Genomic DNA, 23919 nt, shown 5'->3' with positions numbered 1-23919 from the left:
TTCAACTTTGAAAAAGTGGGGTTCTGCGGGCGGGAACGCGACCCTCGACCCACAATTCGGGTGTGATACGGCTAATTTTAACTTTATTTAAGATTTGGCCTTGTCCGATGATTTTGTCAGTCGTCCCTGCTGTGGTCTTCCCCATTCTGCCGTGTGAAATTCGTGTACAATGTTAAATCTCGCTGAAAAATCGGCCGGATGTACACGGTTACGCCACCGCCGGAGTATCATGTTCCGAAGCGCATTTGGAATCCGGGTTAAAAATGAGTATCTTTAAGTAACCATTAAACCCGTAAGTAACATGACAAACAACCCTTATTTCACCCTGACCTTCTTCACAAGGAAGCCAAGGTCGGAAGGCTACACCGACCACAAGGTGTATGTCAGAATTTCAGTGGCAGGTCAGCAGACTGACCTCGCCATAGGCCGCTCGGTCAATCCTGAAAACTGGGACCAGAAACGCAAGCTCTCGAAAGGTCGCTCCCGGCGCGATCTGGAGCTGAACAAGTACCTCGATGAGATACGGGCCAGATTCTGCGAGATTCATACCAATCTCGTCCGTGAGAAGAAACTCGTCAACCCTATTGTTATGCGCGACCTGTTTCTCGGCAAAGTTGAGAAGCCTAAGATGCTATGTGAGATTTTCACTGAATCCAACGTAAAGAGAAAAGAGGAAATGGAACGCGGCGATATGGTCAATGCAACCTATCTGCGCTGGGAACGTTGCGTAACATACCTCGGTGAGTTCCTGCGTCTGACTATGAATGTCGATGATATTCCGGTAAGGGATGTCACGGCAGGAATGATAGATGATTTCGAGCATTTTCTGCGTGTCAGCAAGAACTGCGCCAACAACACGGCTGTGAAGTACCTCCGCTATCTCAAGAACACTATCCAGTATGCCATCGCGCATAAGTGGATAACAGAAGACCCGTTCATCGGCAGGAAGTTCCACCGCACTCAGGCGAAACGCCAATTTCTGACTGAGGCTGAGATTATGGAGATTCTCAAACTCGACTTCTCCATGATGCCGCGTCTGGAACTTGTCAGGGACACATTCGTGTTCTGCTGCTTCACCGGCCTTGCATTCTGCGATATAAAATCGCTTCAATGGAGCGACATAGAGAAAGACCGCGACGGCAATATGTGGATACGCAAGTCCCGCGAGAAAACCGGCGAGTTGAGTATCATACCGATGTTGGAGGTACCGCGTCAGATAACCGACAAATATGTCAACCATCCCGTTGCAGTATCTACAGGAGTAGTACTTCCCGTATGTTCCAATCAGAAAATGAACGCTTATCTCAAAGAGATTGCGGATCTCGCAAAGATAACCAAGCCTCTGACCACCCATATCGCGCGACACACTTTCGCGTCTCTGTCGCTCAACAACCATGTCCCTCTCGAATCAATCCAGAAGATGCTCGGACACAGCGACATCAAGACAACGCAAATCTACGCAAAGATTCAAGACCAGACCGTCTATGAGGATATGCAGACCATGCGCAACCGATTTGACAGACTGAGCATTAACAGATGACATCAATATCAGATAACTGAAAAGGGAGAGCTACCGGTCGATTCGGTAACTCTCCCTTTTAATATTTGGGTATGTAGATTGAGGACAAGTATTCCGCTATATCCTTTTCTTCATAAAGTATCTTTCCGTCAAGACGATAGAACGGAATAATGCCTCTGTCGCGGAAGTCCTGCAATGTTCGGCGCGAAATGCCAAGTCTTTCCGATAATTGGGCATCGGTCATAAAGCGTTTGCCCATCAGGAATGGTTTATATTCCAATGCTATTTCCTCCAGCATCTCAATATTTCGCCTTCCCATCGAGAGGAATTTTCTTATAACGTCATGTTCTTTGTCATATATTTCTTTCACTCTTGCCTTTGTTTATTTTTGAATATACGTCCTCTGACTTGTAAAAACATTTCCGTCCATGTTTGACGTAGCCGAGTTGTCCGAGCGTTTTCATAGTTCTCACTTTCCGGGTTGAAACACATAGCAGTTCCGCGACGGTCTCAGTTGGAATCCATTTGCCGGATTGGATTGAGCGGCACTTCTCATACATCGCCGCAATCAAAAGGGACTGATACTCCATTATCTCGAACATTGCATCAAGTGCCTCTTTGTCGATTCTTACGTATTCCAATGTTTAGCGGTTTCAATTGTGACCGAGTGAAAAAAGAAGGCGGAGTCCCCTCCGCCTTCAACCACTAAATCCGCAAGTCGTATGTTACATAGACTGCGATTCGATTGCGAATTTAGTGAATTATTTTCAAACGGCGGTTATTTTCAGTATAATTTGGCTTCAATCGGGGCGAATGACAGCCCTTTGCCCTTGCCGCGCACAACGATGTCGTAGAACTCATGGCCGTGACGGTTGGTGAACATTATCTGCGATGTGTAGCCGTGGGTCAGAAGGCTGGCGACCTCCTTGTCGGTGAACTTGTGGCCCATGAACTGCAAAGGCATGGTGAATCCGCAGACATGGCATTTCGCAACGCGGGGATAGCGGATGACCGAGTGTCGGCCGCATATCGGGCAGACATGGATATCTACCTTAGCCGGGAACAGACGGTGGTCGGTGATGAGCTGTTCGGTCTTGTTATAGATCCATTTGCCATACTCATTCATGAGCTGCGCTCCGCCGACACTGTTCTTGCGGTCGCCGTAGAGCCGTTCAACCTCTACCTGATATGCCATAAGGTGACCGAGGGCATAAGTTGCGTTGAAGGTTTCAAGCAGGAGATTTCCCTCGCCGGTGATTGCCGGTTCACCGCATACGTCCAGAAGAAGGCGGTTGTCGCGGAGACGGTCGAATGCGTCCGCCACATCATGGTGTGCCAATGTGAAAGGCATACCGGGATTGTATTTGTCCGACAGTGAACGGAGCAACATTGAGATGGCGCAGAGAAGGTCGTTCATCTTGGGCGCGGTGGGAGCCACTGAGGTGTGGGAGAACTGGGATTTACCGGTGAGTTTCACTTCCACGACTTTCGGCACCTTGATGTCGGGAGTGTAAGGGATAGTTCCATAGAACGGTTCGCCGTTGATTTCCACCTCGATAACCAGCTCGTTCACTGCGGTAGGGCCGGCAAGGTTGGCATAGAAGCGAGAACGGATAAGGTCATATACACGCAGTTCATCACTGTCGAGGAACAGAGGCTTGTTGCCAGAGATGATGATGCCATGATTGCCGGAGATTGTACCGTCAGCGGCAAAGGGATACTTCCTGCACCATTTGTAGCGGCGGAGTTCATCGCGCAACGATTCGGGCAGTTTTGCGCATGATGTCAGGGGCGACGAGATAAAACCACGCTCATAGAGGCTGACGGCGATGTCGCGGGTGGTTGAGAAATTGAGGTTAAGTTTTTCCCATGCCTCGCTCTGGAACGTGGCGAGAGTGAAGAGTGCCGGAGCCGGACTCATCTCGGTGTCGAGCATAACATCGGAAGCCTCGACTGTCGCCGGAACAGAAAGAGTCTTGTATGCTTCCGCTGCCTCATCTTTGGTGGAGAATGTCGAGCAGGGATAGAATTTGACATCCTTGCCGAGAACCACGCCGCTCACCATAACGGAATGGGTGGTGACGGAAACGTGTTGGCCACGGGCTTCTGCGTCAGATTCAAGATAGTTCTTGACGGCGGCAAGTACAAGCACATCCTGACGGCAGATAGGCGACTTCATTTCCTTGAACAGAGTGCGATAGGCTTCTGAAACATTGTACTCGAAAGCCTCGTCCATCGCCATGCCCACCAGTCCCGTCTGGGAGAGATTATGGAATTTCCGTCCCCACTGGCGGGTCTTGAAAGCCGACTTGATTGCCTTGCGCTCCAGACGGGTCAGGAACATACGGCTTGTGGGTGCGCCGACCTTGAAGAAACGGCAGATGTTGGCGAAACGTCCCTGAGCATCGGCTCCGCCGTCGGAAGCGAAAATTACCTCATCGCCGCCACGGATAAGTTTGCCGATATAGTCGGCGTAGGTCTTGTCCTCGGTCGAGATTCCGTAACGTCCGTTCTCATTGGGAGTATGGCGGATACCGTAGGTGTAGCGTTCCGGCACGATGGGGAGGGCGTCCTTGCCGGGAAGCACTCCGAGTCCGAAGGGACGGATGAAGTCAGGAGTGACGGTGATGACAGCGATGTCATTGTTGTAGATTACGCCGGGGACGGCTACATTGGTGGTTACGTTAAGGGCGCGGGCGATGGCTGAAGCCACGGGAGCGGCCTCGGTAATTATGACTTTCATGTCTGAAAATTTTTTAGAGTTTGTAAATTGGGTTTGTTGAAGGCTGACACTCTCAGCCGGGAGGTTTGGAGAGAATGACACGGGGAGTTCGCGACCTCCCCATGTCGGCGGAAGGATTGCCATATCATCGCTTGCGCACGCGAGGGAATGGCGGTCTGCTCAATCCAGAGCTTGCGGATAAAGTGGTTGAAGGTCAGAGTTTGGGGCCTTTTGGCTTTTGCTGTTTCTTCTGCTCTTCGTTTTTGGGTTCGGTCTGCCCCCTCTGGAGCGGTTCCTTAACCCCTTTTGTGGGTTCGTTGGTCTTACCCTCATTGTTGACAGCATATTGCGTCTTGCTCTCGCTGGCTATGCCGACAACCTTCTCTTTGTCGGGATAGACATAGGTCTGCTTCGGACGCTGCTTTTCAGGGTCAAACTGGAGATAGACCGTGCAGGGATTCCCGTTTCGGTCAGGGATTTCTCCTACCATAATCTGTTTGCCGGCACGATAGTCAGCTTGGGCGGTTTCGGAGAGCGGCACACCTTTCCATTTGGTGAGGTTCTTGATGTTGCCCTCCTTGTCGAGCCATGAGTTGTACTGCTGTCCACCCTGTTCCTGAGATTGCTCCCGCTTCTGGCGGTATTGTTCCGAGTTGACGAAAACCACATCGCGCTTGTCGGCATTGTACTGAAGGTCGGCGGTAAACTTCCGTCCGTTGGGCAGTTCGATATGCTGCTCTCTGATTATGCCTCCGTCTTTGAGGATGCCGATCTGCTTCATGTCAAGTTCGATGTTGGCGACCTTGTTCTTGATGTAGATTTTATCCATGGGGATACTTTCAATCTCATTGGTGAGACGGTCGATGCTGACGAGCGACTTCTTGACCTCCCCGGTTTTCGGGTCGGTGAGGTCAACAGGTCTGCCCAGATTTCCTGTCTTGCGGAGCTGAGCCTTGTCCTCGTCCGTGAAGGTATAGCCTTTATAGGCTTTGTCGAGCTGAGGCTCGTGCTTCACGAAATGAGGCGTGAGGGTAAAACTGCCGTCAGGATTGGACTTGAACGAGAGCCGGGCCTGTGCCTCGAATTTCTCGCCGCCGATTTCCGGTCTCACGGTAAAAAGCTGCGGAGACTTGTGGTTATATACAATCTGCTGCATTGCTCCGGATTTTTCGAGGTCATCTCTCTTGATGCCCCATTGTTTTTCGATGGTGTCCCAGTCAACTTTGTTGGGGTCAACCGGTGCCATCTTGATTGCGGTCGAAGTCTCCTTTGCCGGAGTCTGGTCATGCTGTTCAGTAACCGTCTGTTCCTTTGCCATTGATTTGGTGTCAACCTCAAATGGTTTAAGGAGGTCGGCGTTAGCCACAGGGTCTTGGAGCATATCGGACATTGCCGGGCCGATTTTGTCGAATTCAGTTTCAGGAATCTTGAAGAAACCGAATAGCGAAGGGTTCTTTGCCTGTCGGATGAAGTTCGACATGAAGGCTTCGAGGGGATTCTGACCTTTGGAAAATTTCACAAGGTCACTGAGCTTCGCGGATTTTACATCCGCCATTTTCGGGGTGCCGTCGGGATTCTGTCCCACGACTGCGCCGACCTGCCCTGTTTCGTTGTTGCGGGCAATCAGCACTTCAGATTGTTGCTGTTCTTTGTTTTGTTCCATTAAAATTATTTGGTTAAACATTACGCCGGACTTGCGGCGCGATAATTATCTCTGGGGTGCGGTTGATTCATCTTCAATTTCGTTGGGAACAAAATTGTTGGTGATGTAATCATCGAACTGGTCTTGTGTTACAAAGACAGTGTGTCCGTCTTTGCTTGACCAATAACTGATTTTCTTCTCAGCACGAAGTCGCCGGAATGTCCTCGGACTTTTGTTGAGACCTATGGCGAGGTCTTCAAGCATTATTATCTCTTTGCCTTTGTATTTCAGCTTGGCTTTACCGGACTTTTCGGCTATTTCTTTCAAAGACTCTGTCATTGAGCCGAGAAGAAATACCATTGTTCCTACTGCGTCCATGATCCATTTCTTGAATGGTTCGGACTCCGGATATTGAGGAGGTGGTGAAGTATTCATATCGGGTGTTGTTTAAGTTTTACGATGCAAAGTTACTGCGGCTTTTCTCGGGCATTGTAAGCATCGGATAAGTGCTGATGTTTTATTGTTTCAAATGTCTTATCTTTACTGAAATTCAGATATATATTTCTCTCATTACACTCAAAACCATAAGCAAGTATCAGCGTCTAAGCATACTATCATGCTGCAAGCTCGGCATTTACTACATCCACCATGCTGTCGAGGAAGTAAGTAACGCGGCTACCTTTGGCCGGACAACGGCGTTTTATTCCGTCTCTTGCATTTTGGTATTTCTTCGGGTCGAATTCCAGACCAAAAAGGGAATGGAGACCTTTTTTAATATGCTGCTGTGTCGCTTTACTTCCGCCGTTGATGAGTTTGCAAGCAATTATAAGGTGTATGAGTTCACAGAAGTCTGCATAATTGCCTGTAAAAGTAACTTCTGCCGTAGTTTCCTGCACTTCTTTATTTTCAGTGACAGGGTCTAATGCTATTTTCGCTGATACAGCCATCTCAATCTGATTGAGCAGACATTTGGCTATTTCAAGGATACGCTTTGCATAACGGCTCAACAAGCCCTTAGCATAGCCAAGTATTTCAGCCACTTCGGAAATGAATATTGACAACCCCGTGTGTATTACTCGCCAATGGGTGTTGCTGTGAGCATATTCCACAAGTTCGGCTCTCATATCTGAATAGTGTGCCTTGATGTTGTCTTCATCGCCATCTTCCAACTGGAGAAAGAACTTGGCGTTCAGGAGGGTAAATATTTCCATATCATTTGTCGTTTTGTGTTACGCCAATCCTTAATTCGTTTTATTGAAAATGGTTCGCCGTGAAATTGAATTTATTTTTAGTTGCTTATTATCCAATATATTAACTGCGTAAATATGAGTCTATATGTCTTTTATTAAATTGTTAAAAGTGTTGTTTTTGTTATACACTGTGTTGTATATTCAACATTTTATGACTGCGATTAAGTATGTATTTATCTAAGCAACATGACTTAAAATTGGATGAAATTTAGTAACTTTGCAATGATTATTTGCGAACAAATACCCTATATACATTTGTTATTATGGATGAATTTCTAATCACAACCCAAAATAGTCTTATGAATATAGACAATGATCCACCGAGTAGTCGGCGCCTTCTCATCTATAGTTCCCGGATAGAGGATGGCAAGAAGCTGGAAGAGGTATTTTCCAAAACGGGGACAAAAGTACAGACTACCAATAGTGTCAGCGATGCAAAAAGGATACTCGAAAGAAATGATTTCAGTATGCTTGTTGTGGCAGTCGCAGACAAAGATTGCGATGGAATGAAACTATTGGAATGGACAAATGATACTATTTTAGGTATCAAGAAAGTTGGAATCGCAAAAAATCAATGTGTCGAGCTATATAATAAGGTGTATAAGCTCGGTGCAGACCATCTTTTCTATTTCGACTCGCTTGTAATAGACAAGCTCACACTTGCTATCGAAGAGTTGCATAAGAACGGGAAAAGATGGTTTGAGCGTAAAAGCGGAGGATTTCAGGGATGCTCCAAGAGAATCATTGCTGAATGTAGTTCAGATGCCACATTACTGCTTGCCGGGCCTCATGGCGTAGGCAAAAGTGCCATAGCAAGACTCATACACGATAACAGCCCTCGTCGTTCTGAACCATTCATCGTTGCGGAATGTGCCCATTACATGAGCGCAGCGGAAACAATGGATATATTCCGTGGAAAAGAATTAGGTATCAAGCATCCTCTCTACCGCAACCAACAAGGGTTATTGGCTCAGGCCAACAGAGGAACGCTGTTTATCCATGAGGTATGCCACCTTCCTATCCATGTTCAGGAAGTTCTTGCAACTGTTATCCAACGAGGCGTTTTCACACCGCAGAACCTCACGAAAGAGGTAAAATTCTCAGGTCGTATAATATTCTCGACAAATGTTGATCTCGCTGAAAAAGTAAGAGCCGGTGAATTTTCGGAAGCATTATATCATTGCATACATAGTAATGTATTGCGAGTTCCACCCCTATCAGATTGTCTTGATGATGTGATTCCACTTGCAGAATGCTTCATAAAACAGTATTGCGCCGAAAATGGATTAAGTGTCCCCCGTTTGACAAAAGGGGCTATCAACAAATTGAATAATCACATCTGGGTCAGCAATGTCCGCGAATTATACAGCACTATTGTCCGTGCATGTTCTGAATACAGAGGCGACACCATTGGCAAGGATGATATTACATTGTATGAGACAGAAAAAGAAGTCAGCCATCACTCCCGAAGGTATCGTGTCACCAAAGCCTTACAGCACACGAAGGGAAATAAAGCACAGGCGGCTAAACTGCTCGAAATCAATCGTACAACTCTATATGCGTGGATGAAGGCAGAAGGTATTTCAAAGGATTATAGATAAGGAATTGAATGGCGACGCTCTATTTTTCAAGAGTGTCGCCATTCAATTTATCTACAATTTCGGGCCGGCGGCGCGGAACCCTCCGGGGGGAGTTATGCCACAACCACCAATTATGATGCGGGAACTTAACGGTTCCCGTTCTTTGTATATGGTTGTCGGCTCTGCCACCATTGACTTCTTGGAGTCCTGACTCTGAGACGGTGCAGGTTCATCGAGTAGCTCTCCGTTGCCTTTTGTCGGCGTGACTACTTTGGCACGGGCGGCTTCCTCAGTATCGCTGGGTTTCAGTTCCGCAGTTATCTTGCGGTCGAGGCTGGCGAGTTCGGATTTGAGCTGCTTCAACTCCTCCTCTTTGCCCCATTGCTTGGCGACAATGCCTTCCAAGATTGGGACATCGGCTTTGAGTTTGGCGGTGCGCTCCTCATATTGCTCAACTATGCCGGGGATTTTCTCCAGTGCGTTGACAAAATTCATACAGGCGGCGTGAGTGTCGCTCATGGCAATGAAGCCGTTGTTGTACTTGTATTTATATGAGCCTTCGACAACGAAGCGGTTCTGCACTCCCTCACGACCGTCAATCAGGGTATGCTCTGATATAATGGAGATTGGGAAGCCATAGACCTCACCAACACGCTGATATTGTCCGTGGGTGTCGGTACGCTGTGCCAGCCCTTGCAGGTGAACTCCCATATTCTGCTCGTCCTTGAACTTGCAGCCATCAACAGTGAGGTTGTTGACGGGGTTGCCATCCTTATCTCGCTGGACTACGGAGGAATATTTTTCATAGTCCGCCTTCATCCGCTCCATAGCCGCTTCGTTGTTTTGAATATCATGGGAAATGGTACTCAGACGGAACTCGGCATCAGCACGGCCCTTTCCAAAGGATTTACGCTCACTCTCCAGTGACGCGATGCGTTTCTCCAACTTGGCTTTATCCAACAGGTCTGTATTGCCGGAGAGGATAGCCATATACTCAGAGAAATTCATGCCTGATTTCTCATCCATAGCACCTTCGTCAATAGTTCTCGCTCCGAGCGCTCCGGATTTCAACTGCGCAATGAAAGTGGCCTTACAATGAAGAAGGTTGAACTTGTAGGAGTCCAGCGATTTCTCTACTGCATAGATGATTACATCCACTTTGTTGTCAGCATATAGTTTGGCAATCTCGTTGCCTGCACGGACTCCTCGACCGTTGCGCTGTTCCAGATCACTTGGGCGCCAAGGTGTATCGGTATGATGAATTGCGACACACCTTTTCTGGGCGTTGACTCCGGTGCCAAGCATTGAGGTAGAGCCGAACAGGACACGAACATCACCGTCGTTGGTCGCCTGAATCACAGCCTTTCTTGACCGCTCAGTCTTGCACTCCTGAATGAAGCGGATTTCATGCGGCGGTATGCCATAGTCCTCAATGAGTTTGCGCTTGACCTCCGAATAGAAGTTCCATTCGCCGGGCTTGTATGTCCCAAGGTCGGAAAATACAAACTGAGTCCCGCGCTGCTCATCATATTTATGGTAATACTGAGAAATCATCTTGGCGCAATGGCTGGCCTTGTTGTTCGGATCATCGGAATAACTGGGGTCAATCATTCTCATGTCGAGAGCCATCTTTCGGGCATAGTCGGTGGCTATGAGCATCTTCGCCTTCTCCTCGGTGTCTGACAATGGCGCACGACCTAAGATTGTGGCATCGCCACTTTTGGCAAACTCCATAAGTTTCTGAATGAAAACCTCCTGCTCCTTTGTCGGAGGGATGTTATGGAGAATCTCATTCTTCATCGGTCGGTCAACACCCACATCTTCTGCGGTTCTATAGTCCGTGATTTCGTTGTAAAAGGCTGCCAACTCCGGCACCTTGATGAAGTAGCGAAAACGCTCCTTCTGTACCAGATTGTTGGTAACATTGAACTCGAAGTCGGTAGTCTTCTTGGCGAATATTGCCGCCCAAGCGTCGAAACACCTTATCTCCTGCCTTTCAAGTTCTTTCGGACGCAGATACTTGAACAATAGATACAACTCTGTCAATGAGTTGGAGATTGTCGTACCACTGAGGAAAGTAGCACCGAGGTCTTTGCCATTCCTCTCTTGGATGGTACGGATTGCATACAACAGGTTGAGTGCCCTCTGGCTTCCCTCACTATTGCCTAGACCTGCCACTCTATCATGGCGTGTGTTGAACATCAGGTTCTTGAAGTTCTGCGACTCATCAACGAAAATGTGGTCGATGCCCATCTGCTTGAAATCCACGACACTATCCTTATTCTGCTCCATCTGATATTGGATGGTGGCTATCTTGGCGGTCAGATTTTCCTTTCGCTTGATAAGACCTTTGAGCATACCACGGGAAATGTCGTGTCCCTGCTGCTTGATGACTTCAAGATTCTCCTCAACCGTATCAAGTTCCGCTTGCAGGATTTGCTGCTGCATTTCCGGCGACTGCGGTATCTTGCCGAACTGGTCGTGCGACATTATCACGCAGTCATAATCGTTGGTCTTAATCTGATTGAAGAAGGCGACTCGGTTATCTGCCTTGAAACTCTTTTCATCGGCGTACAGAATACGGGCATTGGGATAGGCTGTCTGGTAGGTCATGGCAATCTCCGCGACATTCGCCTTCATGCCGATAATCATCGGTTTGTTGGCGAGTCCGAGACGCTTCATCTCATGTGCTGCAATGCACATTATCAGCGTTTTACCCGTACCGACTTCATGGTCGCAGATGCCACCGCCGTTCTGTTTCAGCATCCATATACAATCTTTTTGCGACTGGTATATAGAGCCGATTCCATATCGGTCGCCCAACAACTTCATATTGAGGTCAGGGAATGTCTGATGCGCTCCATTGTAATGTGGACGGACGTAACAGTTGAACTTAGAATTGTAAAGGTCAACCAATCTGTCCTTAAACTCCGGAGACTGAGCATCAAGCCATTCAGAGAAACCATTGCGTATTTCATCAATCTTGGTGTTGGCGAGTTGGATTGCCTCTGAATCCGGTACTTTGATGTCGTGACCATTCTCATCCTTGCCTATTGACTTCTTGATGTCGGGCACTGTGTTGTGCAGGGCGTGTTTGAGAAGGCTCATGCCGTCATATACACGATAGTAGCCTCTGACACAGAACTCCTCCCATATCTTCATATTCTTGCGGCGTGCGTCACAAGAATACTCATCCATTGATGAAGAATAGGCAATTTTCACATCAGTACCATAGAGATGACTCATGTAGGCCGAGTAAATGCCTGTCGGTATCCAGCGTTCACCGAAGTTGAAGTCCAGTTCATCGAAAGTAATCTTTCGTGGAATGGCTTCCTCCAACGCTTTCAACGAGTCTTTGGAAATTTCGATGAACGGTTCTATGCCGTCATAACCGGGGAAATTCTCGATGCGTTTTTCCTCACGGTCAATCCATGCCTTGATGTCCTCCGCTTTCTGAACCACATTTCCGGCGATGAAGCGGTCGGCAATCTCATACTTCTCCACAAGTGGATTGTAATAGATGTGACCTTTGAGAGCATCAAGCAAATCCCATTCATATTCACCGACAATGGATCCGGCAGTCTTGTCAATGCCGAGAAGGTCTGCCATGTAGTCCATATTGACCTCGCCGTATTTATTGAGCGAAGCCATAAGAGCGTCCTGCGGCATCTCAACCGATGTAATTTCATCCTGTGAGAATGAGACCGGATGGTCGAAAATATCAGCCTTTACGAATACACCATTTTCTCCACGTTCAAGGGCAAGAGCGTCGCGACCGTTGGCATCCATGAGAATGAACTTGACATTCTGTTTCTCATTAAGGTTGCCATACTTATCCACGAACTCATCGTAGTAGTCATTGAGGTGTTGACGCAACTCGGTTGAAGCCTCATGCGTCTCGGCCTCGAAGTTGTAGAGCTGCTGATACGTTTCAGAGAGGGTAACATATAGCATTGCTCTTTTCTCCTGCTCTGGTTTGAGTGACAGCGGCGAGAAAGTCGCGCCATTCTTGCGAACCTCCGAGAGAAAACCGACCTGCCCCTTGTCAACGACCATAGAACCGTTGTGGTGGAAGAACTGAATATCCTCCGAGAAAGGACGGGGAGACATATCAAGTTTTGCCGGTTTGGGAGCTTCTGTAGCTACTCTTGGCTTCGGGACAAAATCACCTTTTGATATTTCGATAATAGTGCCGTCTTCGGTGATTGTCTCTTTCTTGGCCGCTTCCATTGCCTGACGTTCAGCCTCCATTTCTGCGAGTTGACGATGGGCGATGCTCATCATCGTCTCGTAGAAGCCATTGATGGGAGGATTGGTTTCCCAATCAAGAGATCCGTAAAATTCCAACTCCTTTTCAGAGAGCGGACGGAATTTCTTTGCCTGAGTGTCGGTTATCGTAACCGTTGGCTTTGGCTTTTCTTCCGGCTGTGCAGGTTTTGGTTGACGTTGTGGCTTGCCGATAGGCTCCAGTTCTCCGAAAAGATTGTAGGCGAACAAACGAGGGTCAGGATTATCATTGTAATCCGGGCTACCAGATGTTTCTATTTCCTTATCGGATGGTATTGGGGTTGGAGGTGGCGTTGGATCATCATCCTTTGGTGCAGGAGAAGGTTCTGGCGGTTCTGGCTTGGGAGGGTCAGGTTTCGGCTGATTCTCTGGCTTCGGAGTGTCGCGCTTCACCGTCTTTTTCTTCATCTTCGGGTCTTCCAACTGCTCACATATAGCGACGCGGTTGCCGGCTCTGACCAGTTTGGGCAGATACACATCGAGAGCATGGTGCGGAAATCCTGCCAACTCTATGCTACTCTTGTCACCATCCATACGGCGAGTAAGGGTAATTCCCAAAACCTCCGACGCTTTGACCGCATCCACACCCATGCACTCGTAGAAGTCACCGACACGGAAAAGAAGAATGGCATCAGGGTGTTTCTTCTTCATCTCCCGATATTGCTGCATCAACGGAGTATCCGCTATACGCTTCGGTTTTTCGACCTTATTTTCAGAGGTTCGTTTTACAGGTTTAGGCGATGGCGGTTCAGGTGTTGGCGGCGTAAGACTCCTATTATTATAGAAGTCCAGATTCAGACGCAGTTTCAGCGACTCATCGAGTGCCGTTCGCATATCGCTGGCGATACCATCAACCCCGCCCTCATGCTTGTAGATGATAGCCGGTTTGCCGAACTGGTCAGTGCCGACCTTTGCCTCAGTGCAGATAACGTTCTGAGGGAATGCCGCAAAATATTTGTTGTTGGGAGCTTTTGTCTCACGGTCAACAATCGACTGGATAAAAAATTCCTCATCAGCCGACAACGCCTTCTTGTTGGTATGCTTCTGAAGAATAATCAAATCAGACCCGGCATCAGTTCCGGCATTGTCTGAAAAGGTATTGTTCGGCAGACGGAAAGCTCCCACAAGGTCAGCACGACGCATCATCTCCATGCGCACAAAGGGGCTGGCGGCATTCATCACCCCTTGCGAGGCTATGAAAGCGACAATTCCACCCTCATGTACGGAGTCGAGCGACTTCAAAAAGAAGTAATTGTGAATAGCCTTAGTTGACTGACGGTAGGCAATCTCTTTGCTTGTCGCATATCGAGGGTCGGCAACCGCAAAGTCCCCAAAAGGAATATTGGAGGCTGCCACATCGAAATATCCCTCAAAATCAGGATCAATCTTCTCAAATCCCTTTATTTCGGCTGAGATTGAGGGATGCAGAGCCGATAATATTTTGCCTGTCAGCAAATCCTTTTCAAATGCCAGAGTCTCTGCTCCGGGGTAGTGTTGCAGAAATGAATCAACGAAAGCGCCTTGTCCGGCAGACGGTTCAAGAAAACTGCCAACTTTTACACCACGCTCCTTCATTGTATCAGCCAAAGCATCAATCACCGGCGAAGGTGTATAGAATGCCGTCAGAACAGACGCTTTCAGCGAGTCCATATAGGCGGCAAACTCCTTGTCATTCTTGGAATAGTCGTGGATAAGGCGGCGAAGTTCAACGGTTGGCGCAAACAATTCAATGTCAGATTTGCTCCATTTGGCTGCATCGGCAAGTTCATTAGCATCGTTGAGTATGCACTTCAACCCACCGAATCCGGCATATCTGCCCAGCGCCTCGCGCTCAGCGGCGGTGGGCGGTCGCTTCTCGACACCGAGACGAAACGCGACGCGAATAGCCTCAATGTTGTTGCGCATTGTTTGCAACCTGTTATAAGCCATACTCCTCAAAGAATAAGGTAATACGGCCAATAACCGTCAGTCGGAATACTTCTCCTTCGGTAGTGTTGAAGAACTCTTCGCCAAGAGTAATTCCTTTGAACTCCTCTTTCAACTCATCAATGAACGTGAAAGTCCAGAACTCAATGGATTCATCTTCAAGTGAGATGTTGTCTTGAAACTCATCAAGCAACAGGCCGCTGATGAAATCGTAAGGTGACATTTCAAATCCGGCATAAAGTGCCGCCATTGCTTTTTCATTGGAAATATACCACTCGTCACCGGCAAGGCGGGATTCAACGAAAACATCGTATGCGTGTTCCGTGCGTGTGGCAATAAACAGATCATCCTCTGCTTCCGGAAATCTATGCTCTGAAAGGTACCGGCGGAGAAAAAGGTTGTAGTAGTCGAGGTCATATCCCCGGCTGTCAAAATGGTTATTTGTCATCAATAAACTTCGATTGATGTTTTCAACCCTTCTGTTGGAGAAGGTGTCGCAATTTAGGGTCAGCATCTATGCGGGCAATCTCATTGTCAACTATATCCCGCACGTCCTGCTTGATTTGGTCGTAGTTCGCCTGAATGTCGGCTTTCATCTTGTGCTTATCCTCCGAGGCATCTTTGAAATCGGTCAGGATTGGAATCGGCACATATTTTTTCATTTCGGCATCGACTTTTTTACTGTCCACGACAATCTCTGCGTGAAAAATCTTCTGGTCAATGCGTTGGTCGATGTTGTCGGAAACCGCTCCGACAAATATTCCCTGTGTCAATGTGGAAATCTTGCTCGGTGGAATAAGCGAATCCATCTGCGTGTTGAATGAGTGGCTTACATCCTGACGATTGATTGATATTGACTGCCGCTTCTGCAACACCTTTCCAAACCGTTCCGACAATGTTTTGGCGGTCGAGCCTACTACTTGCCCGGAGAAGATATTGCCGACGGTATTCATCACGACCGCCGCCTCCGGCTTCCCATAATCACGTTCCAACTGTGAGAAATCCTGAAAACCGAGGCACACGGCAACCTTATTGCTTCGTGCAGTGGCAATTAGATTATCCAAGCCCTTGAAGTATATCGTGGGAAGCTCATCTATTATGACACCGGACTTCAACATTCCTTTCTTATTGATTAGTTTCACGATTCTCGAATTGTAAAGTCCGAGAGCCGCGCCATAGATATTCTGACGGTCAGGATTGTTGCCGACGCATAGAATCTTCGGCTCTTTCGGGTTGTTGATGTCAAGAGTGAAGTCATTGCCCGTCATTACCCAATAGAGCTGTGGCGAAATCATACGAGAGAGAGGTATTTTTGCCGAGGCAATCTGACCTGCAAGCTGCTCCGCTGCTCCTCCGAGCCAAGCATCCATGAATGGTGACAGATAGTTTTCCAAGTCCGGATAGCTGGTTAGAATCGGAAAAATATCCTCATATCTGCGGCACAAAAACTCAATAGCATGAGGGAACGTGCAATATTGTCCACCTTTGTAGATTCGCAAAAACCAGATGATAGCCGCGAACAATACAATCGGAGATTCGACAAAAAAGTCTCCCTGTTTTTGCACCCACGACTTATTAAGGTTGAGCATTATGGTATATGCGCTCTCATAGGCATCGGCAATATCCGACATGAAATCGGGATGAATTGGATTGCAACGGTGGCTGCGCTCCGGATCATCAAAGTTTATCATGTAGAATTTTGGCTCAACATCTCCGTACTTGTCAAGGTGGTTCAACAGGTGGTTGAAAGCGATGGTACTGAGGTCGGGACTCTTGAAATCATAGACATAAAGCGAGTACCCTTTCTCAATCATCTGTTTTATGAAGTTATTGACAACGGCGTATGACTTACCGGAACCGGGAGTGCCGAGTACGATTGTCGCTCTGAAAGGATTGACAATGTTTATCCACCCCTCGTTCCACCGTTTTTTGTAGTAGAATTTTGTGGGAAGGTTTATGGAATAGTCATTCGTAAGCAGGCGTGTTTCCTGCTGAAATGATTCATTCTCATCGTTGAAACGGTCGTCCATCATGTTATTTTTCAACATTCGGCTCATCCATATTCCTCCCAAAAGGAGGCAAACATATCCGGCAACTGTGGTCACGATGTAAGTAATTTGCCAACCTAAACTCATCATCCACCAGTTTAGAAGAAACAGGACACCACCAATGCCAATGATTATCCAAATCTGCCGCCACTTGATTTTCTCATCCTTGACACCTTTTGTTCCGAAACAAGAGAGAGCCAACAATAGAAGGGCCCACCATTTGGCGTTCCATAGATTGTTGTAAAGACCTCCTGCTTCATTCAGACCGTTCAGAATTTTCATAGTCTGGGCATGGAATACCCAATCACCGATAAGGTTATGGCAGTACCAATAAATTTGTGTGACCACAACGAGGATGCTAAGGCCACGGATTAAATCCATGATTTTAGCCAATGCCCGCAGGTCGTCCTCTTGCTGAGACATTTTTATATACAATATTTAGAATTTCGGTCGTTGACCGCGCTTCTTCCGCTTCATGCGGCGTTTGAAATCCTCCTCATCAGCGTCAACTGTCGGACTGAGCTGAAACAGATCAAGACCGGGGAGTGAGTAATCATAGTCGTTACCGCTATCCTGAGGCTGTTGAGTAGGAGCCGAGTTGGTTGATGTCTGCTGCTCTTGATTTGTTTCATTATCCGGATTTGTCGGTTCAACAATATCAGGAGTCCGGCTAACCTCATTATCTCCGGAGAATCGTTCATTAAGAGCATTGGCGGCAAATTCCCTGCCAAGGCGAGAGCCATTCAGTACGGTATGCGTATCATGGTCTATGAATGTTGCGCCATAGATTCGACCCTCATCGGTATATCTCAATACAAGGTCGATGTTGCGCTCTTTCAGTGTAGCAATAAATTCTTCCTTACTGTGAGATTCATTCAGGGACTGAGCAACTCGCCTTCTTGTCTTTGCAACTGCCTCATGAGTTATATTCTGTTCGGAACGGTTGATTTTTTCGTGGACTGCATTAAGGCTTGAGAACTTACCGAGGCGTGAAGCCTTGAACGGGTTGCCAATCTTTCTTCCGTTTTCATCCAGCACGGAATAAACTAACCCATGATACTCCCTGCCATTAACTCTGCCGTTGGTTTCTTCTGAGGTCAAACCATAGAGCGACAACACAGCGTTGTATTCTCCCATTGTCTGAAATGAGTAACGGCTCATTATGAGCTTGACGGTGTTGGCAACCTGACGCTTTACATCACCGGCATTACAGTCAACTTTCTTTAATGGAGTATCCGGATTCAAACGCTGACGCTCTGCCTTACGGAGATTATATTTCTCCTCAATTTCGGTAGTTGCCTTTTTACTTCGCCGATGGATAAAATCCATGTTGAGTCGCTTTCCCTGTTCATCTACATTGACCGTCACGATATGGATATGGTGTCGTTCAATATCAGTGTGCTTATAAATTATGTAGGGCTGCTCACCGAATCCGAGTTTGTTGAGATACTCGCGGGCAATGTTAGCGAGGTCAGAATCAGACAGAACATCATCAGGATGCGGATTGAGGGAGATATGGAGAACCGGTTTCTTTGTGCGTCCGGCCTTCGGCATATAATTTTTGAAATCCTCCACCATTTCCGAAATGCCGATTTTTCCGTCAGGTGGCACATAAATCTTGTTAGTAGAGAGTACGCGACCCTCCTCCTTGTTGATTTGTAGGCTCGACACCGGGGCGCCTTGCCGCATTTCTGCGGTAGGTTTCCCCGAGTCTGCCCCCGAACCGGACTTACACCTTTCAGCGTATCCGGCTCTCCATTGGTATATACTCTAACGCTCACTTTCTTTGATTTTGGCATAACACTCCGCACATACGGCTACCGTTTTACGGTGCCGATACAGCATCTGTCGCCCCCAAGGGGTATCGCCATTAACTGTCTTTAATGTGCGAACATGGTGCATAATGAGAGGTCCCTTGGTCCCACAGACTTCACATATGCAAGACCTTAGCCTATCCGCAAGGGTGGCTTTTGGAAGATACATTGTGCATGGGAGACGGTCACAGAAATCGAATTCTGACGGTTTTCGTCTTTTGAAACCTCCGTTGTATAGTGTACGAGTTCGGTCTTTCCCTTTCTCGTCTTTATAAGACACTGTGAACACCTTGTCTTTTTTATATTTGGCAAGGATGCCCTGCACAGTACTGTTAAGTTTCTGAGCAAGTGTCTTGTAAAGGCTATACGACATTATGTAGCCAAAACCTGCGCAGGCTTCGGAGGAGTTGTTGGCAAAACCGTAATAGTTGTAGAAACCTCTGATTTCAAGGTCATATTGAGCGACCATTTCATGTGGTTTCATTCCTATCATCGGGGTTCTTGCTTTCGGTTTCCAAACTTCTTTGCCTTTTTCTTGGGTAAATTTTACCGCTCCGAGTTCAATCAGTTTCTTTCTGACAGTTTCGGACGATAGATTTACTTTGACTACACCTACAAACATACGTTGGATGACACCTCGCTTGTTTCTTTTTGTATCATCCAATGTTTGGACGGTGATGTCAAAGCCAAGAAATTTTGCGTTCTCTGACGCATGGGTTATCAAGGTCTTTTCAGCGGATAGTTCAAGGAGCAGTTTTTCACTCATATATTGTGTGATGTCTGCCTTTATACTTTCGCTGTCGGCTTTCGACCCGATGACCCCAATCAAGAAGTCATCCGCATATCTGACATATTGAAGTCTGCGATAGTTCGCATCCATCTGTAGCCCTGCGGGTACTGAAAGACATTTTGCCTGCAATTCCTTAATCCGTTCAAACAAGCAGGCTTTCACCGTCTCATCTGTTTCGGATTTCCATTTCTTGCGCACTTTCGCGAGTTTCTTGTTAAGACTGTCGTATTCGGGATTTACCTTACGTTTATTCCCTTTCTTGAAATTTTCAGCGTATTCTGCCATGTATTTATCGAATTGGTCGAGGTAAATATTGGCGAGAATAGGGCTCACAATACCACCTTGCGGTGCTCCCGAATAGGTGTTGTGATAGTGCCAAATCTCAAGATAACCTGCACGGAGAAATTTCCATATCAGACGGATAAACCGCTCGTCGGCAATACGCTTACGGAGTATGTCCACAAGTACAGAGTGGTCAATGTTGTCGAAGAAGCCTTTTATGTCCCCTTCGATAAACCACCTGCTACCCGTGAACCGTTTCTGAAGACTGTTCAGTGCGGTGTGGCAGCTTCGGGATGGTCTGAAGCCATGTGAGGTATCCTCAAAGTATCCCTCATAGATAGCTTCCAAAATCATCCTTGCCACCTCTTGCACCAGTTTATCTTCGATTGTAGGTATGCCGAGAGGTCGGAGTTTTCCGTTTTTCTTAGGAATATAGACCCTCTTTGCAGGGTTAGGAATGTAACTCTCATCTTTTAGCGAAGAGATAAGAGCGTTGATTCTCTCCAGCGACATTCCATCTATGGTCTTTCCGTCCGAGCCGGGTGTCATGTTGCCAGGCTTGGATTTTATGCGCTCATACGCTACCATAAACAGTTCTTCGTTGAAGAACAATCGGTAAAGCCGCTCATACTTGTAGTCAGCATCGCTACTGTGTGAGCATAGAGTGTTCAATATTATCTCTGGATTTCTCATACGTCTCTCACGTTATCCGTTGATTACATTGAAGATACCAACTGCGTCCCTTTGCCATGTACAGGGCGTTACCCTGCTCGGACTACTATGGACGCTCCGTTGCCATGTCGGATATTCAGAACCGAAGTCCATAGCCTTGCGGCATTCCGATTTAGGCAATCTCCGTTTAGCACGCATCACAACTATTGGCACGACTGACTGTCGGATGCGACTTTCACCTTTTTCTCCGCTTATTGCGGTCTCGCCGTGGTAAGTTCCAGCCGTGTCAACGCGAGAAGATAGACACGGTGCCACGGGATGGCGTAAATAGCTACCTTCCGCCACCGTCACAACTGATACCGATAGATTATCGTTCAACCATTCAGGCTTCATCCTTATGTCAGTCTTTTTCCCTTGCAGCTCAGTCGCAACATGGTAGTTAGTTGACTTGCCGCTTCTCCGAAGTGCTATGTTCCCCCTAAGGATTTCTCCGCAGGGTAAGTCGGATGGGAATAGATAATATAACATAGTTAAACTTTGTTATTTGGTTGTTAACAACTGTTTGTTGGGGTGATTTTACCCCAATATGTTATTTGGAACACTTATCTAACCTCTTGCCAAAGAGGTATTTGTTATGCGACCATTACGGACGCACTCTCGCCGTTGTATGAGAGTGCGCCATACAGACTGCTGCCTACTGAGATTTTTGCGACCATTGGTTGCGCATATCCTCAGTAAGTGCAAGTACTTTGGCGGTGACAGCCGCCAGTTCCTTCGTTTCCTTTTCAAGACGGTAGAGCAACGTCATTGCCTTTTTCTCGGAGAATCCTGCTTTGAGTTCCCTCACCACGATGTTGTAGTTGACGCCGATGTTACGGTATTCGGCAAACAGAGCTGAAAGTTTGGTGAGATAATCGAGCATTGTCTTGTCGATTTTATGCACCTTGAAAGTCTTTCCAAAGACCAGCCCCTTGATGAAAGTAGCCTTGACGCTCTCTCCGGCAAGCTCCATCATACGGATAAGTTTGTCAAATTCGAGGTCATCGAAGCGTAGCATTACGCAGTTGTGGCAACGGTTGGCGACCGTTGGACGCCCTCCTTTGTTGAAATTTTCTGCCATAACAGAACGGGATTGAAAGTGACGCATGGCGTTTTTGTAGCCAACGGCAGGTCTATTCAAGGTAAATGCGACTTCGGAGCATTTACCCAACATTGCAAGGTCGTTTTGTGGATACCCGGTAACCCAAAACCTTTTCAGTAACTGAAAAGACACCTTGCTATGTTCTTGCTATGTTCTTGTGAACATCCGATATAATATAAGGAAGTGGATTTTGGTTGATGTATATCAGAATCCGTGTTTTTCATTCGCTCCTGCCTGATTTTCGGCTTCGTCATGCGCTATTGCTCCTACAAAGATACGACATGGGAACCCCGAAATGCAAATTTTTGACCCTCTTGGAAGCACTTTTTTGAAAAAGCCAAGGATTTTGGTTTGGCACGTTGATACCGGAGCCGCCATAGCCATGTTCAATTATTGCGGTCAAATACGGCCATTTCCAGACCAAATGCGGACAGCCCTCCGTCACATTAGAAAATATTGGGAAATATGTATAATGATACAGTTAAAGAGATTTTCATAGTTCAATACCTATGTTCATTAGTGTCCACTAAAAAATCATAAAAGTTCTTTGAAAATATTGAAAGTTAGGTTGTTACAAAGGTTTTGAGACCGCGCCGATTTGAAATTATCTTTGCCAGACCAACGTGGAATGGCATATGCATAACGGAAAATTCGTGTTCTCTCAGCTTTTAGATTTCCTTGATAAGGATATATTCCTCAGAATATCAAATAAATACAACGGAAATCGGTACGTCAAGTTTTTTACGTGCTGGAATCAGCTCGCAGTCTTGATGTTCGGTCAACTTTCCAACCGTGAAAGTCTTCGTGACCTTGCACTTGCTACGCAAGCGCTATCGCGTAAAGCCTTTCATCTCGGCTTTGGAAAGTATGCCACCAAAAGTAATCTCTCTAAGGCGAATAATGGCCGAGATTACCACATCTTTGAAGAGTTTGCATACCGTGTTATCGCAGAAGCCAGAGAATGTCGTGCAACTGATATCTTCAAGCTGAACGGACACGTTTATGCGTTTGATTCAACAACGATAGAGCTTTGCCTAAATGCATTCAAATGGGCCGTGTACAGAAAGAATCAGAGGAAAGGCGGTATCAAGGTTCATACTCTGTATGATATTGAAACATCGATTCCGACATTCTTCCACATAACGGAAGCCCGTGTGAATGATATGAGAGCCATGGATGCCATTCCATACGAGGAAAACTCGTTCTACATCTTCGACAGAGGATACAACGACTTCAAAAGGCTATATGCAATCGAATCAATCGGAGCTTATTTCGTGGTCAGAGGCAAGAAGAACAATGACTTCAGGCCCATGAAATGGAAGAGGCGCTTTCCGCCGGGTTCAGGTATCTTGTCTGATGCAATCGGCTATATGGATGGCCAACTGACCATGGGAAAGTATCCGGACAAGATCAGGAGAGTCATCTACTGGAATGAGGAAAGCAAGAGAAAGTTTATCTTCTTTACGAACGCCTTCTCAGAGGATGACAGGTTGGATATCAGTCCTGTGATGGTCGCTGAACTGTACCACAATCGATGGCAAATCGAGCTGTTCTTCAAATGGTTGAAGCAGCATCTCAAGATTAAAAAATTCTGGGGTACCAGCGAAAATGCCGTCAGGATCCAGATTTACTCCGCAATCACAGCCTATTGTATGATGGCCATTGTGCAGAAAAAGATGAGAACCCAAAGACCAATCTATGAGATGCTACAATTGGTAAGTGTTTCTCTTACAGAGACTTTACCGCTTGGGGAACTCTTTGACAAACCTAACAACAATATTATCAATGAGCTTGATGATTCAAGTGAACCAAATTTGTTTAATTGTTAAACTTATATAAACCGTCCACAATTTTTAGTGGACACACATGACCTATGTTAATAAAAATACCGATGTCGTGAGATATATACTTTGTACTATCTCAATGTATCAATAGAAATATTATTCTAATTATCTGCATAGAGATTAGTATGTGTATTTATTGTCATAGATAGAATGATGTTTCTATTTATCCCTAATACTATCGTTCTATCGTAGTATCTATTTATGTTTATTTGGTGTAGTAGATGTATCGCTATTTCTATCTATATTCAGTTCTATCTATATAGAAATATATTTCTCTTAATATTTAGGATATAGGTCTATATGTCTATAAGGACATAGGGACTTATGGACGTTGGAAGTTGTGTGAGGAGTCACCATGCTTTAACCGCACCTGAACATAATGATTGACTTCAAGAGTATGTG

14 protein-coding genes are annotated in these 23919 nt (G+C 46.6%); 3 read left to right on the top strand and 11 right to left on the bottom strand.

What is annotated here, in order from left to right; translation table 11 throughout:
• The first annotated feature begins 301 nt into the window (after positions 1-301).
• A complete protein-coding gene (locus ADH68_RS11670) occupies positions 302-1540 on the top strand; it encodes a site-specific integrase (RefSeq protein ID WP_068960670.1) in 1239 nt (412 codons plus the stop codon).
• Between the two features lie 58 nt (positions 1541-1598).
• Here the strand turns inward: ADH68_RS11670 and ADH68_RS11665 are convergent, their stop codons facing one another.
• From ADH68_RS11665 to ADH68_RS11640, 5 genes are all read right to left on the bottom strand, one after another.
• Positions 1599-1838: a helix-turn-helix domain-containing protein gene (locus tag ADH68_RS11665; protein ID WP_084274010.1), complete on the bottom strand. Its 240-nt coding sequence runs from the start codon at positions 1836-1838 to the stop codon at positions 1599-1601.
• Between the two features lie 465 nt (positions 1839-2303).
• Positions 2304-4262: a DNA topoisomerase gene (locus ADH68_RS11655; protein WP_068960673.1), complete on the bottom strand. Its 1959-nt coding sequence runs from the start codon at positions 4260-4262 to the stop codon at positions 2304-2306.
• Between the two features lie 193 nt (positions 4263-4455).
• Entirely contained in the window at positions 4456-5904 is a 1449-nt protein-coding gene (locus ADH68_RS11650; protein ID WP_068960674.1) for a DUF4099 domain-containing protein, read from the bottom strand.
• Positions 5905-5949: 45 nt separating this feature from the next.
• The gene (locus ADH68_RS11645) at positions 5950-6318 is read right to left on the bottom strand and encodes a hypothetical protein (protein WP_016411857.1); all 369 of its coding nucleotides are present in this window, start codon (positions 6316-6318) and stop codon (positions 5950-5952) included.
• 179 nt (positions 6319-6497) lie between these two features.
• Entirely contained in the window at positions 6498-7094 is a 597-nt protein-coding gene (locus ADH68_RS11640) for a hypothetical protein (protein ID WP_068960675.1), read from the bottom strand.
• Positions 7095-7396: 302 nt separating this feature from the next.
• Between ADH68_RS11640 and ADH68_RS11635 the strand changes: the two genes are divergently transcribed.
• Entirely contained in the window at positions 7397-8734 is a 1338-nt protein-coding gene (locus ADH68_RS11635) for a sigma-54-dependent transcriptional regulator (protein WP_068960676.1), read from the top strand.
• Positions 8735-8785: 51 nt separating this feature from the next.
• Here the strand turns inward: ADH68_RS11635 and ADH68_RS11630 are convergent, their stop codons facing one another.
• From ADH68_RS11630 to ADH68_RS11600, 6 genes are all read right to left on the bottom strand, one after another.
• Entirely contained in the window at positions 8786-14929 is a 6144-nt protein-coding gene (locus tag ADH68_RS11630) for a MutS N-terminal domain-containing protein (RefSeq protein ID WP_088294826.1), read from the bottom strand.
• Complete coding sequence (locus ADH68_RS11625; RefSeq protein WP_068960678.1) at positions 14919-15374, bottom strand: DUF1896 family protein; 456 nt, start codon at positions 15372-15374, stop codon at positions 14919-14921. Before ADH68_RS11625 ends, ADH68_RS11630 begins: the two co-directional genes overlap by 11 nt.
• A 22-nt stretch (positions 15375-15396) precedes the next feature.
• Positions 15397-17355 (bottom strand): conjugal transfer protein MobC, encoded by a 1959-nt coding sequence (gene mobC, locus ADH68_RS11620; RefSeq protein ID WP_394370495.1) that lies wholly within the window; start codon positions 17353-17355, stop codon positions 15397-15399.
• Positions 17356-17412: 57 nt separating this feature from the next.
• On the bottom strand, positions 17413-18663 hold the full coding sequence (mobB, locus tag ADH68_RS11615; protein ID WP_068960680.1) for a conjugal transfer protein MobB: 1251 nt from the start codon (positions 18661-18663) through the stop codon (positions 17413-17415).
• A gap of 81 nt (positions 18664-18744) precedes the next feature.
• On the bottom strand, positions 18745-20553 hold the full coding sequence (locus ADH68_RS11610) for a reverse transcriptase/maturase family protein (protein WP_068960681.1): 1809 nt from the start codon (positions 20551-20553) through the stop codon (positions 18745-18747).
• Between the two features lie 673 nt (positions 20554-21226).
• Positions 21227-21652: a plasmid mobilization protein gene (locus ADH68_RS11600; protein ID WP_068960682.1), complete on the bottom strand. Its 426-nt coding sequence runs from the start codon at positions 21650-21652 to the stop codon at positions 21227-21229.
• Positions 21653-22308: 656 nt separating this feature from the next.
• Between ADH68_RS11600 and ADH68_RS11590 the strand changes: the two genes are divergently transcribed.
• Complete coding sequence (locus ADH68_RS11590; RefSeq protein WP_068960683.1) at positions 22309-23502, top strand: IS4 family transposase; 1194 nt, start codon at positions 22309-22311, stop codon at positions 23500-23502.
• Positions 23503-23919 lie beyond the last annotated feature (417 nt).

Origin of the sequence: Muribaculum intestinale (assembly GCF_002201515.1) — a bacterium.
Classification (GTDB): Bacteria; Bacteroidota; Bacteroidia; order Bacteroidales; family Muribaculaceae; genus Muribaculum; species Muribaculum intestinale.
The sequence above is the reverse complement of the archived record's forward strand: the minus strand, read 5'-3'. Positions and strand labels throughout refer to the sequence as shown.

Coding starts and splice junctions, on each gene's coding strand:
- ADH68_RS11670 (WP_068960670.1), top strand. CDS start 302: ATGACAAACAACCCTTATTTCACCCTGACCTTCTTCACAAGGAAGCCA.
- ADH68_RS11665 (WP_084274010.1), bottom strand. CDS start 1,838: ATGGGAAGGCGAAATATTGAGATGCTGGAGGAAATAGCATTGGAATAT.
- ADH68_RS11655 (WP_068960673.1), bottom strand. CDS start 4,262: ATGAAAGTCATAATTACCGAGGCCGCTCCCGTGGCTTCAGCCATCGCC.
- ADH68_RS11650 (WP_068960674.1), bottom strand. CDS start 5,904: ATGGAACAAAACAAAGAACAGCAACAATCTGAAGTGCTGATTGCCCGC.
- ADH68_RS11645 (WP_016411857.1), bottom strand. CDS start 6,318: ATGAATACTTCACCACCTCCTCAATATCCGGAGTCCGAACCATTCAAG.
- ADH68_RS11640 (WP_068960675.1), bottom strand. CDS start 7,094: ATGGAAATATTTACCCTCCTGAACGCCAAGTTCTTTCTCCAGTTGGAA.
- ADH68_RS11635 (WP_068960676.1), top strand. CDS start 7,397: ATGGATGAATTTCTAATCACAACCCAAAATAGTCTTATGAATATAGAC.
- ADH68_RS11630 (WP_088294826.1), bottom strand. CDS start 14,929: ATGGCTTATAACAGGTTGCAAACAATGCGCAACAACATTGAGGCTATT.
- ADH68_RS11625 (WP_068960678.1), bottom strand. CDS start 15,374: ATGACAAATAACCATTTTGACAGCCGGGGATATGACCTCGACTACTAC.
- mobC (WP_394370495.1), bottom strand. CDS start 17,355: ATGGATTTAATCCGTGGCCTTAGCATCCTCGTTGTGGTCACACAAATT.
- mobB (WP_068960680.1), bottom strand. CDS start 18,663: ATGCGGCAAGGCGCCCCGGTGTCGAGCCTACAAATCAACAAGGAGGAG.
- ADH68_RS11610 (WP_068960681.1), bottom strand. CDS start 20,553: ATGAGAAATCCAGAGATAATATTGAACACTCTATGCTCACACAGTAGC.
- ADH68_RS11600 (WP_068960682.1), bottom strand. CDS start 21,652: ATGGCAGAAAATTTCAACAAAGGAGGGCGTCCAACGGTCGCCAACCGT.
- ADH68_RS11590 (WP_068960683.1), top strand. CDS start 22,309: ATGCATAACGGAAAATTCGTGTTCTCTCAGCTTTTAGATTTCCTTGAT.